Consider the following 14,034-nt stretch of genomic DNA (forward strand, 5'->3'; position numbering starts at 1 on the left):
ACGCTTAACCAGTCAGTAAGGGTTCATCCGGAACCTGCGATGATCCGCCCTCGTTTTACGACGATCGGCGCGCCCGAGCCATCAGCCCGCGCCCGCAAGTATTGGGAGAGCGTGATGATCCTCAAGCGCCTTGGCCTCACCGGCCTCATCCTCGCCGCAGGCCTGGGCACTGCCGCCTGCACCGACGGCTACGGCTATAGCGGCGTGTCCGTCGGCTATGGCACCGGCTATGGCTACGGATATGGCGACCCCTATGGGTACGGCTATGGCGGGTACGGCGGCTATGGCTATCCCGGCTACTTCGGCTGGTACGGCGACTATTATTATCCCGGCACGGGTATCTACGTCTACGACCAGTGGCGGCGGCCCTATCGCTGGAACGACGCGCAGCGCCGCTACTGGCAGGACCGTCGCAACGGCTGGCGGGGTGACCGCAACTTCCGGAACAATTGGGGTGGTTTCGATCGCGGCCAAGGCGGGACGTGGAACGGCACCCGGCCGGAAGGATGGAACGGACAGCGTCCGGGTGGCTGGAGCGGCAATCGCCAGAACTTTTCCGGTACGCCCGGCCAGACGCCTCCAGCGGTGACGCCGCAGGGAACGCCGGGCGCCACGGGCGAACAGCATTGGGGCGGCAATCGCGGCTGGGGCGGCGGTGGCCGTGGCGGCTGGGGCGGCGGCCGCGGCTGGGGTGGCGGTCGCGGCGGCGGTCACCCCCGCCGCTGAGCCATTCGGTCAGCCGTCGACGGGCCGCGTCGCGACCAGATAGTTGGACACGAACGTCATGACGACGACGTCGTGCTGGTTGAAGACCGCCATCTTGCTGCGCACGATGCCCATTTCCGGACGGCTGGCCGAGCGCCGTGCCTCGAGCACTTCGGTTTCGCAGCGCAGGCGATCACCGGGATAGACCGGCTTCAGCCATCGCAACTCGTCGATGCCGGGCGATCCCAGGCTGGCCTGACGATGCGTGTCCATGTGCGCGACCAGCATCGCCATCGTCATCGCGCACGTATGCCAGCCGCTCGCCGCCAATCGCCCGAAATGCGTCTTCGCCGCGGCTTCGTCCGAAAGGTGAAAGGGTTGCGGGTCGTATTGGCGGGCGAAGCCGATGACTTCTTCGCGCGTCACCGCATAATCGCCGAACCGCGCGGTCTCGCCGACGACGACATCCTCGAAGTAGCGCATGCTTGTCCTCCTATCGTCGCAGGACGGCGCGAAAGGGTGCGTCGTCGCCATCGAGCTCCGTCCCCGCGGGCAAGCCGATCAGATCGCGCAGCAGCGGCGCGACGTCGGTATTGTCGAAGTGGGCGAGGGTCTTGCCGCCCTCGAACGCCGGACCATTGGCAATGAACAGGGCTGCCATGTCGGGAGCGCGATTGTCATAACCATGGGCGCCGCCGTGGATCGTATCGGTCGGCGCCGTCTTGAGAATCAGCCAACCCGTGTCTGCGAGGCAGAGATAGGGCGGGATGCGCGGATTGGTGCCGTAACGGAAGCGCGGCGGGATCGCACCCTTGCGCCAGCATTGCATGTGTGCGTGCGACTTGAGCAGCGCGGCCTCTAGGGCGGCCTCGTGCCCCGGCACGGGATAGAGGCTGGCGAAGGGGCCGGTGTCGAACAGGCGATAGTCGGCCGGATTCGCCACACGATCCATCGCGATCGTGCGCGCGGTGTCGGTCGCGGCCATGCCGTGGTCAGCGACGACGACGATATTGGCGCGCTGGCGCAGCGTCGCCAGCCCGTCGACCAGCCGGCCGATCTGCGCGTCGATCATCGCCACCGCCTGCGTCGTCTCCGGCGCATAGGGACCATAGCCATGGCCCGCAGTGTCGACCGTATCGAAATAGAGCGTGACGAAACGCGGCCGCGTCGCGGCCGGGCGGCGTAGCCAGTCGATCACCGCGTCCACCCGCTGCATGGGAGAGACCGCCTGGTTGAACTGCTGCCAATCCTCTGGCCGCGTCGCGCCGTCGATCTGACCATGACCATGCGGCGACGGCGTACCGCCCCAGCCGACGTTCGCGCCGGGCCAGAACATCGTGGCGGTGCGGATGCCGGCCTTTTCGGCGGTCACCCAGATCGGTTCCGCCTGGCTCCACCAGAAGGGGTCGTCGGTGGCCATGGTGAAGGTCTCGCCGGGACGGCGCGGATCCTCCATCTTGTTGCCGACGATGCCGTTGTGATCGGGCACCTTGCCCGTCACGAGCGTCCAGTGGTTCGGAAAGGTGATCGAGGGAAAGGACGGCTGCATCACCGCGCTCACCCCATTCGCCGCGAGACGGTCGAGGTTCGGCGTCACGCCGCGCATGCGATAATCGGGACGGAAACCGTCGATCGATACCAGGATGGTCACCGGCGCATCGGCGGCGATCGGCGCGGCGCTGGGCGGGGTCGCGGTGGACAGCGCGACCGTCGATCCCGGCGGTGCGGGCTGCATGACGGGAGACAGCGCGGGCGGCGTCGCGGGCAGGCCACATCCGGCCAGCAGGAGGAGCGGTACGGCGAGGGCGAGCGACTTCATGGGATATGTATTTTCCCGGATAGACGAAAGGCTTGCCGTCTTCCCTAGCCGCCGGCTGCGGTCGGCGGAAGGGTCGACGGCGCGCCCCGATGCTACAGACCCAGCGCGAACTTCGCGAAGACCGTCCCGCTCACCGGATGTCCATAGGCCTCCGCGATCGCACGCGGTCTATCATAGACGGCGACCGTCCCGCCCAGCGCGACCCCGAGCGGTCCCACGATGGGCAGGCGATAGGCATAGCCCGCTTCCGCCTTGGTGACGCGATAGGCGATGTCGTGGCGCGGATCGTCATCGCCCGGGAACAGCTCGTCGTTGGCGACATTCTCGATCCGGCCGAAGATCGCATGGCGTCGGTCGATTTCCCAAGTCGCCTCGCCCAGCCACGCGGTCAACGACGCGCCATCCGAACCGCCCGGAACGAGCCGCTTTTTGCGCGACCAGGCGCCGGTTAGCGCGAGGCCGGCGCGCGCGTACGAAATGCTGGCCGTGGTCCGTGCCTCATCCTCGCCGGGATGCTGCTGCTCGGGACTGTCTAGCCGGCCATGGCTGACCTGCACGGCCCAGAAGGGGGAGGGAGTCCAGGTGCCGCGCACGCTCCAGGAATCGAGCCTGGGCGATTCGATGTCCCATCGAAGCTCGTCCGGTTCGCGCCCACGGAACGCCGAGGCCTCCAGCTGGACCCTCGGTCCCGCATAGCCGGCGGTGACGACGCCGTAGGTGATGTGCGTCGAATCGAACCAGTGGTGCGTGATCGGCGCCATCGGCAGGTAGCGGGCGGAGGCCCGATGCATGAACGCGCTCGGGCCGAGCGCCGGCTCGCCGACGGGAGCGGCATAGACGAAGGCGGTCGCATTCTCGCCCAGCCGCGCATCGAGCCGCGCCGACAGCTCCATGAACAGGTCGTGCGGGTGCTGGCGGTCGACGAGCGGTCGGCCGTTCGCCAGCTCGCCGGTGGCGAACAGATTCGCATAGCCGCGCGGTCCCATCAGCGGTTCCAGGCTGCCCATGCCGCGTACCTGCACATGGAAGGCGTCGCCCAGATCGCGGTCCGCCATCAGCATGGCCATCGATCCGACGAAAGCGTCGCTGCCGCCGCGCGGACCGCCCTGCCGCGTCGCGGCGCCCCAGGCATAGCCATGCGTCATCAGCATCCAGTCGCCGGCGTGGATCATCGCGCCGCGCATCGGCCCCTCGCCCGCGGGAAGGCGGCTGGTGCCGCTGCCCATCTGGTACCATCCACCGCCGGCACCCATGGACATCGTTGCCGGTGGGGCGCCGGGGGGCGCCTTGGCCCATGCGTCGGACGCGGCGTCGCGATAGGCGGCCGGCGCGGTGAAGGCCGGCATCGCCATGCCGTCGTGTTCCATCGCGCCGTGATCCATCGCGCGCTGCCCCATCGCGTCATGCCCCATCGTCGGATGATCGCCTGCGCCAAGATCCATCATCGGGGTCCGCTGAGACGTCGGTTCGGCCGCCGGGGGCTGGGGAGGGCCTGCCGCAGCATGGTCCATATCTGCTGAATTGCCGCTTGGCATCGGCTGGGGCGCGTGTCCCGCCGCCGCGTGGGTTCGAGCCGGTGTTGCCGGCATCGCCATGCCGGGCATGGCGTGTTGGTCCTGCGCCGCAATGGACGCGGCGCTGCCCGCGGCAAACGCCGCGAGCAAAAGTGTCGCTGTCATGCTGTAGTCTTTCTTCGCGATTATCGAAGCCGAGGCTGAGGGGCTGATCGCCCCGCAGGCTCAGCCCAGTCGCGGCGGCGGCAGGGCCGGGGGCGTTCCCCGGCCCAGGTCGAGCCGCGTCGCGCGCGCGACCAGCAGGGGACGCGACGCCGGCGCGGCGCCGATGTCGGGCGCACGCAGCCAGTCGCTCGGCGGGACGCAGCCGATACATCCATGGGCCACGGTGGCATCGGGACGGGGTGCGGACCGATGGTGCATCGCCATCGAATGTGCTGTGATTCCGTTGCCCTCGTGGCAGGCGGCCGGCGCCGCGCCGGGTAGGGCGGACATCGCGAGGAAGAGGGCCAGGACCAGCCGGAACAGCATCGTCATGCGCTAGCCGGAACCGCGGCCCGCGTCACCATGGCCTGCACACAATAGGTCGGAGAGTCGCCGGCAGCCGGCAAGGTCGTGCGCCCGCGGACCGTGCGCGACGCGCGATCAATCGGGTAGCACCCAGTTGACATCGCGCAGTGCGAAGCTTCCCGCCACCGCGGTGCCGGCATGCGACGCCGGGACGAACCGCGCATTGCGTCGCGCCAGCTCGCACGTCTGCCGGTCGAGCGCGGCCGACCCGCTCGAGCTGGTGATACGGCATCCGACGACGCGCCCCTTGGCGTCGATCGTCAGCATCGCCGAGACCTTGCCCTGCTGTCGCTTGGCGAGCGCTTCGGGCGGATAGGGGGTCATCGGAAACCAGTCGCTGCCGTCGCGGATCGGCGAGGGCGGCATGTCGCCGTTTAAATCCTGCAGGAAGAGCGCCAGAAGTAGGATCGACATGGCCCTATATTAGCCGCGCCGCGTCCGCCTGTCACGCCACCTGACGCTCGACGACCCGCCGCGACATGCGCCGACGCCAAGCTGGATGCCACGAAGCGAATGGACGACTGATACCGGGATGGCATCGGCCATCGCAGCCTTCAACCGCCCGTTGCGGCGCGCAAGCGTGGAGGTCATCCATCGCGTGCAGCGGAGCCGCGACGAGACGATCCTGCCTGAACGGACCTAGCGCCACCTATCCGACGGGTCGCAGTCCAGCGCTTCAATCGTGGCGGTGACCGCCGTCAGACGTTGAAGCGGAACAGCATCACGTCGCCGTCGTGGACGACATAGTCCTTGCCTTCCTGCCGCAGCTTGCCCGCATCGCGCGCGCCGCTTTCGCCGCCGAACTTGACGTAATCGGCATAGGCGATCGTTTCCGCGCGGATGAAGCCGCGTTCGAAGTCGGTGTGGATCTCTCCCGCCGCCTGTGGCGCCTTGGCACCCGCATGGACCGTCCAGGCGCGCGCCTCCTTGGGGCCGACCGTGAAGAAGGTGAGGAGGTGAAGCAGCTTGTAGCCGGCACGGATGACGCGGCCGAGCCCCGTTTCCGTCAGCCCCAGTTCAGAGAGGAATTCGCCGCGGTCTTCCGGCGCCATCGTCGCGATTTCCGCCTCGATCGCGGCGGAGACGACCACCGCTTCCGCGCCCTCTGCCGCCGCCTTCTCGAACACCCGCGCCGAATGCGCGTTGCCGGCAGCGGCATTGGCCTCCTCGACGTTGCAGACATAGAGCACCGGCTTGGCGGTGATCAGCTGCGCCTGCGAGAAGACGCGCGCCTCCTCGGCGTCCTTCGGCTGCGTCAGCCGCGCCGGCTTGCCCTCGCGCAGCAGGTCGAGCGCCTGGCCGAGCACGCTAGCACCGATCTTGGCTTCCTTGTCGCCCTGCTGCCCCTTCTTGATCAGGGCCGGCACGCGCTTCTCCAGGCTTTCGAGATCGGACAGCATCAGCTCGGTCTCGACCGTCTCGGCATCCGCGATCGGGTCGACCTTGCCTTCGACATGGGTGACGTCGCCGTCCTCGAAGCAGCGCAGCACGTGGACGATCGCATCGACCTCACGGATGTTGCCGAGGAACTGGTTGCCCAGGCCCTCCCCCTTGGAGGCGCCGCGCACCAGGCCGGCGATGTCGACGAACGCGAGCTGCGTTTCGATGATCTTGGCCGAATTCGCGATCTTGGCCAGTTCGTACAATCGCGGATCGGGCACGGCGACATTGCCGACGTTGGGCTCGATCGTGCAGAACGGGTAATTGGCCGCCTGCGCCGCAGCCGTCTCGGTCAGCGCGTTGAAGAGTGTGGACTTGCCGACGTTGGGCAGGCCCACGATGCCGCAGCGGAAACCCATGAGGAAAACTCTGTTCTGCAAAATGGACGGGAAGGTCGCGCCCTTACCCGGCTGTACCATGCTTGACCAGCAGTTAAGCGGTTCCCTATTTTCGTCTACAGAAATGCACGGTTCGCCGCATGACAGGCATGCCACAATTGTGCCTTGATCCGCCGCGCGTCGTCTGTGGTATGCAGCGGGACGGCGGCCGTGGGGACGGTCGGCGTGGAATGAGATCGCTGTGGTGGGAGAACACATGCGTCGACTGGTGTGGTGCAGCACAGCGCTGGCAGTGATCGGCCTGAATGGTGCCGCCGGTGCGCAGTCGCCGACGCAGCCCGCGGTTTCCGCATCACCGGCGGTGCCGGCGGCGTCGATACCGAACGCCCCCTTCCTCCCGCCGGCCGCTGCCCCCGCGCCGCGTGGGCCGGTGCGTCTGTCACTCGCGCCTGTGGCGGCGGGCGGATCGGTCGAGCGCTCGGCCCGGCTCGCCGGCAAGCTGAGCATGCGCGTGACCGTGCAGTCGGTCGGCGATGGTTCACGCGAGATGTTCCATTCGCGCATGACGGGACAGATGGTCGACTTCTTCCCGGCCGGCGATCACGGCTTCCACCTCTCGATGGGGACCCGCGTCTTCAACCCGCGGCCGATGGGGCCGTCCGAGATCGCGATGCGCGGCATATTGCCCAGTCTGCGCCGGCTGAACATTCCCGGGATGAAGACCAACATGCGGCGCGCGCCCGCACTGACCATGGGCTATACCGATCGGGTCGACCGCGACACCAGCGTCGGGTTCGAGGTCGGCGCGATGCAGGGGCGTGCCTATAACGACGTCGCCAATGTCGCGCGTCAAACCCGGGCGGAGCGCAACGCGATCGAAAGTCCGATCAACCCCATGGTCAATCTGGTGATCGGGCACCGATTCTAGGGTCCGATCCAGTGCGTGGATGCGGTGCCGGCCCGATCCAGCCTTGCTGGATCGCGCACTGAGGGCGGTACTCTTCGCGGCCGGCTTTCGCTAGGCAAGGCGGTGCCATGTTGACGCCCACCGCCCTGCTGCTGCCCGCCTTCGCGCCCTGGTTCGATGTCGCCGGGCTTGCCGTGTTCGCCGCCTCGGGCGCACTCGCCGCGGCCAAGCGGGGACAGACGGCGGTGACGCTGGCCTTCTTCGCGCTGATCACCGGCGTCGGCGGCGGAACGGTGCGGGACCTGCTGATCGGCGCGCCCGTCTTCTGGGTCCATGACGCGCGGGCAGCGACCGTCTGCCTGACGATGGCCGCCGTGATCTGGGTCACGCCCGAACGCTGGTGGCGCGACAGCGCGCTGGCCTGGTTCGATGCGGTCGGGCTTGCCGCTTATGCGGTCTATGGCGCGGCGAAGGCGATCGGCTATGGCATCCCGCCGATCCCGGCGGCGGTCATGGGTGTGGTGACCGCCTGCGTCGGGGGGATCATTCGCGACGTGCTGGCCGGCGAGCCTTCGATCCTGATGCGTCCCGAACTCTATGTCACCGCCGCCGCCTTGTCCTCGTCCAGCTATGTCGCGCTGAACCTCGCCGGTATTCCCAGCGCGCCCGCCGCGGTCGTCGCCGCGCTGGCAGGCTTCGGCCTGCGCGCAGCGGCGATCCACTGGCATCTGGGCCTGCCCGCCTATCGGGGCCGGCGGTAGTTCTCCTTCATTCTGAACCAGTCTCCCGCGTCGGCTCAGCCGAAGCTTTAACGATCTCCGGCTCACTTCGCGGTGGTTACATCAGAAGTGGGAAATCATGAACGCTACACAATTCGCCCTGATCGGCTTTGGTCCGATTGCGACGGCGCTGACGATATTTGGCTTTGTCGTCGTGCGGGGAACGAAGGTTTCGGAATTTCGCCAATCCTGGATAAACGACCAGCGTACCGATCTGAGCAAGCTGCTTGCCGCGTCGCGGCAGCTGGCTCGATGCACCGGCGGCACGGGAGACGCCGCCTGGCTGGCATTCGACGAGGCCGCAACGCGGATCAACCTGCGCGAAAATCCAGCTAAAAGCGAATGGAAGGATGTTCTGGACGCCATTGCGGCACTGCGAATTGACCTGCGCGCGCAGCCGCGGCGTGCGGCGTTTGACGTCGACGTTGCAGCAGCGGACATCGAAAGTAAGGCACGGCTGCTGTTGAAGGCGGAGTGGAAACGCGTCCGCTTCGGCGAGGCGGGCTACAAGACCCTGATTCTATTCGCTGCGCTGATGGTTTTCTGGCCGATTTTACCGCTCGTCGGTTATACTCTCGCGCACATGTTCGGGCTCGGTCACCTTCTGCCGGCCGGTCTCGCCCTGAACGCCCTGCTTCCCGATGCAACTAAATAGTGGCTGAGCGGGCCGGCCTATGGCGAGCGTTTTCCTGCGAATGCCCTTTGGCCGGCCTTACCCCCGTACGACCCCGACGTCGACGAAGGGGCGTGGCTCTGCCGGGGGTGCGCCCGGTTCGGCGAGTTCGCGCTGCCAATAGCCGACGTCGATCCACTGGCCATGCTTGTACCCGATCTCGCGGAACACGCCCGCGCGGCGGAAGCCGACTGCCTCGTGCAGGGCGATCGAACGCTCGTTGGGCAGCGCGATGCGGCCGATCGCCTGCGTGAAGCCCTGTTCGCGCAGCGTCGCGATCAACCCCGGATAGAGCAGGCGGCCGATGCCCTGCCGCTGCGCGACGTCGGCGACATAGATCGTCGTCTCGACGGTCCAGCGATAGGCACGCCGCGTCGAGAATTCCGAGGCATAGGCATAGCCGATCACGCCGCCCTCGGCTTCGCCGCTGGTGGCGACGATCCACGGGTAGAGGCCGTGCGAGGCCGCCATGCGCGCGCGCATCGTGCGGGCGTCGGGGGCCTCCTCCTCGAACGAGACCGTGCCGGCGAGGACGTGCGGCGCGTAGATTGCGGCAATCGCGCCCGCATCGTCCGCGGTCGCGGCGCGGAGCGCGATCACCAGCCCTGGAACCCCAAACGGGCGATCACCAGGTCGACCAGGTTCGCATCGCCCGCGCTCGCGGCCGTCGGCGCGAGTTCCCCGCATTCGAGGCAGCGCGCCTGCACCGAACCCGAGCTCGCCAGCCGTCGCGCGTCGCCAAGCGCACGCGCGAAGGTGGCGCGCCGCTCGGCCGCGATCCGGCTGAACACGTCGCCGCCGTTGGCCGCGGCGTCGCCGGCGCCGTCCTCGTCATCGCGATTGAGCGACGCGGCGAGCGTGGCGGCGAAGCCCGGCGCCTTCTCGAGATATTCTGCATGGACCTTCGCCGGGTCGAGCTTGGCGCGGCGCGCGGCCTCGGCGATCGCGTCGTTCAGATTGCCGAACCGGTCGACCAGATTGATCTGGCGCGCCGTGCCGCCATCCCACACGCGACCCTGCGCGATCGTGTCGACGCGCTCCGGCGTCATGTGGCGCGACTGTGCGACACGTGCCAGGAAGTTGCGATAGCCGTTCTCGATCCCAGCCTGCAGGATCGTGTCCAGCATCGGGGTAAGGCCGCCCGTGACGTCGGGCTGGCCCGACAGCGGCGTGGTCTTCACGCCGTCGGTCGTCACCCCGATCTTGGCGAGACTTGCCTCGAAGCTGGGGATGATCCCGAAGATGCCGATCGAGCCGGTGATCGTCGACGGCTCCGCAAAGATCACATCGCCCGGCGTCGACACCCAATAGCCGCCGGAGGCGGCCAGCCCGCCCATCGAGACGACGACGGGAAGCCCCTTCTTCTTTGCTTCCAGGATGGCAAGGCGGATCCGCTCGGAGGCGAGCACGGAGCCGCCCGGCGAATCGACGCGGACGACCAGCGCCTTCAGATCCTTCTTCGCGAGGCCGTTGAGGATCGCCTTGGCGATCGTATCGCCATGGGCGCTGCCCGGTCCGCCCTCGCCGTCGACGATGTCGCCGGCGATCGTCACCACGCCGATCGAGTCGCCGGTACGCGGCAACGGATGCGCATCGACCCATGCGTTATAGGGGATGGCCGCATAGCCGCCGAGCGGCTTGCTGCTGTCGGCCCCCGCGACCTGGGCCACACGCTGTCCGAAGGCGACGCGGTCGCCCAGCTTGTCGACGATGCCCGCGGCCAGGTTCGCCTTGGCCATGTCGCCACCCGCACCCAGGATCATCTTGTCCGGTTGGGTCAGGAAGGCGCGTACGTTTGCCTTTGGCCGCGCCTTGGCGATCGCCTCCTGCCACTGGCCGAACAGTGCGCCATAGAGCGCCTGGCTGGCGGCACGCGCCTCCGGGCTTTGGTCGGATCGCGTGTAGGGTTCGACGAAACTCTTGAACTTCCCGACGCGGTAGACGTGGACGTTGACCCCCAGCTTGTCGATCAGCCCCTTGTAATACAAGGAATTGCCACCGGGGCCCGTGAATATCGTACCCCCCAGCGGATTGACCCATATCTCGCTGGCATTGGCGGCAAGCCGATATCCCGCGTCGGTATAGGCGGTCGCGTAGGCGAGGACCGGCTTGCCGCTGTCGCGGAAGCGGCGAATCGCATCGGCGACCTCGTTGAGGGAGGCCGGATAGCCGCCGCCGAACTCGTCGAGATCGAGCACCAGCGCCTTGACCCGGTCGTCGCTGCGACCGGCGTCGATGCTGCGCACCAGATCGCGCAGTCGAAACTGATGGGGCACCTTGCTGCCGCCGCCGGACAGCATCGCCGTGATGGAGGGCGTTTCGGGCTGTTCGACGATCGGCCCGTCGAGGTCGAGCACCAGTGCGCCATTGCGGATCGGCTTCGACCCCGGCCGCGCGTTGAGCGCCGCGAACAACAGGCCAAAGAACAGCAGCATCGCGACGAGGACGAGCCCGTCCTTGATCGCCACCAGCAGCTTCCAGGCACCCCGAACCAGCTTCACGTCATGCTCCTCGCTCTCGTGACCGACAGAGCTAGAGCAGCCGCGCGCCGCTGGCAACGGCCCGTATTACCGAGGCAATACAGGATCGACGTGCGATTCCCCTTCCGCTCGCGGGAGGGGCACGACGAGATCACCCGCGCGATGGTTTCTCCGCGGCATAGGACATGGCCGCGGCGGTACCCGTCGCGGGCTTGATGTGCCACCAGCCCGGGCGGTCGATCGCGACGAGAAAGGCAAGTGCGAGCAGGCCAAACGCTAGCACCAGCGCCGACGTCCAGTTGGGCTGGTAACGCTTCTTTTCGTCTTTTCCGTGCATCGATCTGTCCTTCTTCAGATTGGTCGCGGGTCGAGCAGAGGACATAGGCTGCGGGGATCAACGCTCCATGGTTGCGACGTTACGTTTTCTTGCTGCGTTGCGGCATGCGGCGGGACGACCCGGACGGCGGGACGGATCGATCGCCCGGTGTCAAATCGCGCCGGCGACTCTCTTGACCTTGATCGAGGGCGGGCACATATCCGCCGCTGTTGGCACTCCCGACATGGGAGTGCCAGAAAAGTGTCACACAACCTAAAGAGGGTATCCGCAATGAACTTCCGTCCGTTGCACGACCGCGTCCTCGTCCGCCGCGTCGAGGCCGAGGAAAAGACCGCAGGCGGGATCATCATTCCCGACACCGCCAAGGAAAAGCCGCAGGAGGGCGAGGTCGTCGCCGCCGGTGCCGGTGCCAAGAACGAGAAGGGCGAAGTCGCGCCGCTCGACGTCAAGGCCGGTGACCGCATCCTGTTCGGCAAGTGGTCGGGCACCGAGGTCAAGGTGAATGGTGAGGACCTCCTCATCATGAAGGAATCCGACATCCTCGGGATCGTCGGCTAACCAGCCTTCCGCACCACCCTGCGCACGAGGGTGCGAAGGGTGGGACTTTTGAGACTTTCCACATTCTAGAAAGGGCAGTCACATGGCAGCCAAGGAAGTTAAGTTTTCGCGCGACGCCCGTGAGCGCATCCTGCGCGGCGTCGACATTCTCGCCGACGCGGTCAAGGTCACGCTGGGGCCGAAGGGCCGCAACGTCGTGATCGACAAGAGCTTCGGCGCGCCCCGCATCACCAAGGACGGTGTATCGGTCGCCAAGGAGATCGAGCTCAAGGACAAGTTCGAGAACATGGGCGCGCAGATGGTGCGCGAAGTGGCCTCGAAGACCAACGACATCGCCGGTGACGGCACCACCACCGCGACCGTTCTCGCCCAGGCGATCGTGCGCGAGGGCATGAAGTCGGTGGCCGCTGGCATGAACCCGATGGATCTGAAGCGCGGCATCGATCTCGCCGTGATCAAGGTCGTCGAGGACGTCAAGGCGCGCTCGAAGCCCGTCTCGGGCTCGTCGGAAGTCGCGCAGGTCGGCATCATCTCCGCGAACGGCGACAAGGAAGTCGGCGAAAAGATCGCGGAAGCGATGGAGAAGGTCGGCAAGGAAGGCGTCATCACCGTCGAGGAAGCCAAGGGTCTCGAGTTCGAGCTCGACGTCGTCGAGGGCATGCAGTTCGACCGCGGCTACCTGTCGCCCTACTTCATCACCAACCCGGAGAAGATGACGGTCGAGCTCAACGACCCGTATATCCTGATCCACGAGAAGAAGCTGTCGAACCTGCAGGCGATGCTCCCGATCCTGGAAGCCGTCGTCCAGTCGGGCCGTCCGCTGCTGATCATCGCCGAGGACATCGAGGGCGAGGCGCTCGCCACGCTCGTCGTCAACAAGCTGCGCGGTGGCCTCAAGGTCGCGGCCGTCAAGGCGCCGGGCTTCGGCGATCGCCGCAAGGCGATGCTCGAGGACATCGCGATCCTCACCGCCGGTGAGCTGATCAGCGAAGACCTCGGCATTAAGCTCGAGAACGTCACCGTCGGCATGCTCGGCACCGCCAAGCGCGTCACGATCGACAAGGACAACACCACCATCGTCGATGGTGCTGGCAACGCCGACGCAATCAAGGGCCGCACCGAGGCGATCCGTGCGCAGATCGAGAACACCACCAGCGATTACGACCGCGAGAAGCTCCAGGAGCGCCTCGCCAAGCTCGCCGGCGGCGTTGCGGTGATCAAGGTCGGTGGTGCGACCGAGGTCGAGGTGAAGGAGCGCAAGGATCGCGTCGACGACGCGCTGCACGCGACCCGCGCCGCGGTCGAGGAAGGCATCGTTCCGGGCGGCGGCACCGCGCTGCTGTACGGCACGAAGGCTCTCGACGGCCTGAAGGGCGAGAACGACGACCAGACTCGTGGTATCGACATCGTCCGCAAGTCGCTGACCTCGCTGGTCCGCCAGATCGCGCAGAACGCCGGTCACGACGGCGCCGTCGTGTCGGGCAAGCTGCTCGACCAGTCGGACACGTCGTTCGGCTTCAATGCGGCGACCGATCAGTATGAAAACCTGGTCCAGGCCGGCGTCATCGACCCGACCAAGGTCGTGCGCACCGCGCTGCAGAACGCCGCTTCGGTCGCCGGCCTGCTCATCACCACGGAAGCCACCGTGGCCGAGCTGCCGGACGACAAGCCCGCCATGCCCGCGATGCCGGGCGGCGGCATGGGCGGCATGGACTTCTAAGCCGCATGCGGCCCCGGCCAGCGCCGCTGGTCGGGGGCTCGCATCGGCGCGGCGGGCGGGGGTAGCGATGCCCGATCCGTCCGATGTCCGGTCGGCGGCTCTGCCGCCGCCGTCCGCCAGGCCATTCGGGAAGGGGAGCGACGGAGCGATCCGTCGCTCCCCTTTTTCGTCAGGCATGCGTTTCCGCGCCAGGC

At 67.2% G+C, this 14,034-nt stretch carries 15 protein-coding genes; 6 read left to right on the forward strand and 9 right to left on the reverse strand.

Features of this window, described 5'->3' with window-relative positions:
* Positions 1 to 39: 39 nt before the first annotated feature.
* On the forward strand, positions 40 to 726 hold the full coding sequence (locus RF701_RS14315; protein WP_374758636.1) for a hypothetical protein: 687 nt from the start codon (positions 40 to 42) through the stop codon (positions 724 to 726).
* A 9-nt stretch (positions 727 to 735) separates the two neighbouring features.
* Here RF701_RS14315 and RF701_RS14320 read toward each other — a convergent pair whose 3' ends face one another.
* The 6 genes from RF701_RS14320 to ychF all read right to left on the reverse strand — a co-directional run bounded on the left by RF701_RS14320 (position 736) and on the right by ychF (position 6,407).
* Positions 736 to 1,188, reverse strand: a complete 453-nt coding sequence (locus tag RF701_RS14320; RefSeq protein ID WP_210356960.1) for a MaoC family dehydratase — start codon at positions 1,186 to 1,188, stop codon at positions 736 to 738.
* Positions 1,189 to 1,198: 10 nt separating this feature from the next.
* On the reverse strand, positions 1,199 to 2,524 hold the full coding sequence (locus RF701_RS14325; protein ID WP_308815350.1) for an ectonucleotide pyrophosphatase/phosphodiesterase: 1,326 nt from the start codon (positions 2,522 to 2,524) through the stop codon (positions 1,199 to 1,201).
* A gap of 92 nt (positions 2,525 to 2,616) precedes the next feature.
* Positions 2,617 to 3,969, reverse strand: a complete 1,353-nt coding sequence (locus tag RF701_RS14330; protein ID WP_308815351.1) for a hypothetical protein — start codon at positions 3,967 to 3,969, stop codon at positions 2,617 to 2,619.
* A 294-nt stretch (positions 3,970 to 4,263) separates the two neighbouring features.
* Complete coding sequence (locus RF701_RS14335; RefSeq protein WP_210356957.1) at positions 4,264 to 4,575, reverse strand: hypothetical protein; 312 nt, start codon at positions 4,573 to 4,575, stop codon at positions 4,264 to 4,266.
* A gap of 108 nt (positions 4,576 to 4,683) precedes the next feature.
* Positions 4,684 to 5,022, reverse strand: a complete 339-nt coding sequence (locus RF701_RS14340) for an energy transducer TonB (RefSeq protein ID WP_210356956.1) — start codon at positions 5,020 to 5,022, stop codon at positions 4,684 to 4,686.
* Positions 5,023 to 5,306: 284 nt separating this feature from the next.
* Positions 5,307 to 6,407: a redox-regulated ATPase YchF gene (gene ychF / locus RF701_RS14345; protein ID WP_308815352.1), complete on the reverse strand. Its 1,101-nt coding sequence runs from the start codon at positions 6,405 to 6,407 to the stop codon at positions 5,307 to 5,309.
* Positions 6,408 to 6,642: 235 nt separating this feature from the next.
* Here ychF and RF701_RS14350 point away from each other — a divergent pair, with 235 nt between their 5' ends.
* From RF701_RS14350 to RF701_RS14360, 3 genes are all read left to right on the forward strand, one after another.
* Complete coding sequence (locus RF701_RS14350) at positions 6,643 to 7,314, forward strand: hypothetical protein (protein WP_308815353.1); 672 nt, start codon at positions 6,643 to 6,645, stop codon at positions 7,312 to 7,314.
* A gap of 107 nt (positions 7,315 to 7,421) precedes the next feature.
* On the forward strand, positions 7,422 to 8,054 hold the full coding sequence (locus RF701_RS14355; RefSeq protein ID WP_210356953.1) for a trimeric intracellular cation channel family protein: 633 nt from the start codon (positions 7,422 to 7,424) through the stop codon (positions 8,052 to 8,054).
* A 97-nt stretch (positions 8,055 to 8,151) separates the two neighbouring features.
* The gene (locus RF701_RS14360) at positions 8,152 to 8,727 is read left to right on the forward strand and encodes a hypothetical protein (RefSeq protein WP_288936550.1); all 576 of its coding nucleotides are present in this window, start codon (positions 8,152 to 8,154) and stop codon (positions 8,725 to 8,727) included.
* A 57-nt stretch (positions 8,728 to 8,784) separates the two neighbouring features.
* On the opposite strand, the gene RF701_RS14365 is transcribed toward RF701_RS14360, so the two are convergent.
* The 3 genes from RF701_RS14365 to RF701_RS14375 all read right to left on the reverse strand — a co-directional run bounded on the left by RF701_RS14365 (position 8,785) and on the right by RF701_RS14375 (position 11,562).
* Positions 8,785 to 9,345, reverse strand: a complete 561-nt coding sequence (locus RF701_RS14365) for a GNAT family N-acetyltransferase (protein WP_210356951.1) — start codon at positions 9,343 to 9,345, stop codon at positions 8,785 to 8,787.
* Positions 9,342 to 11,246 (reverse strand): signal peptide peptidase SppA, encoded by a 1,905-nt coding sequence (gene sppA, locus RF701_RS14370; RefSeq protein WP_308815354.1) that lies wholly within the window; start codon positions 11,244 to 11,246, stop codon positions 9,342 to 9,344. Before sppA ends, RF701_RS14365 begins: the two co-directional genes overlap by 4 nt.
* Positions 11,247 to 11,376: 130 nt before the next feature.
* Positions 11,377 to 11,562 carry a hypothetical protein gene (locus RF701_RS14375; RefSeq protein ID WP_203308508.1) on the reverse strand — a complete coding sequence of 62 codons (186 nt, stop codon included), beginning with the start codon at positions 11,560 to 11,562 and terminating at the stop codon, positions 11,377 to 11,379.
* A 270-nt stretch (positions 11,563 to 11,832) separates the two neighbouring features.
* Here RF701_RS14375 and groES point away from each other — a divergent pair, with 270 nt between their 5' ends.
* Together groES and groL are read left to right on the forward strand one after the other, a co-directional pair.
* Positions 11,833 to 12,120 (forward strand): co-chaperone GroES, encoded by a 288-nt coding sequence (gene groES / locus RF701_RS14380; protein ID WP_203308507.1) that lies wholly within the window; start codon positions 11,833 to 11,835, stop codon positions 12,118 to 12,120.
* Positions 12,121 to 12,202: 82 nt separating this feature from the next.
* Complete coding sequence (gene groL, locus RF701_RS14385; protein ID WP_308815355.1) at positions 12,203 to 13,840, forward strand: chaperonin GroEL; 1,638 nt, start codon at positions 12,203 to 12,205, stop codon at positions 13,838 to 13,840.
* Positions 13,841 to 14,034: the final 194 nt, after the last annotated feature.

It is taken from the genome of Sphingomonas sp. GV3 (assembly GCF_031082075.1).
Taxonomy (GTDB): Bacteria; Pseudomonadota; Alphaproteobacteria; order Sphingomonadales; family Sphingomonadaceae; genus Sphingomonas; species Sphingomonas beigongshangi.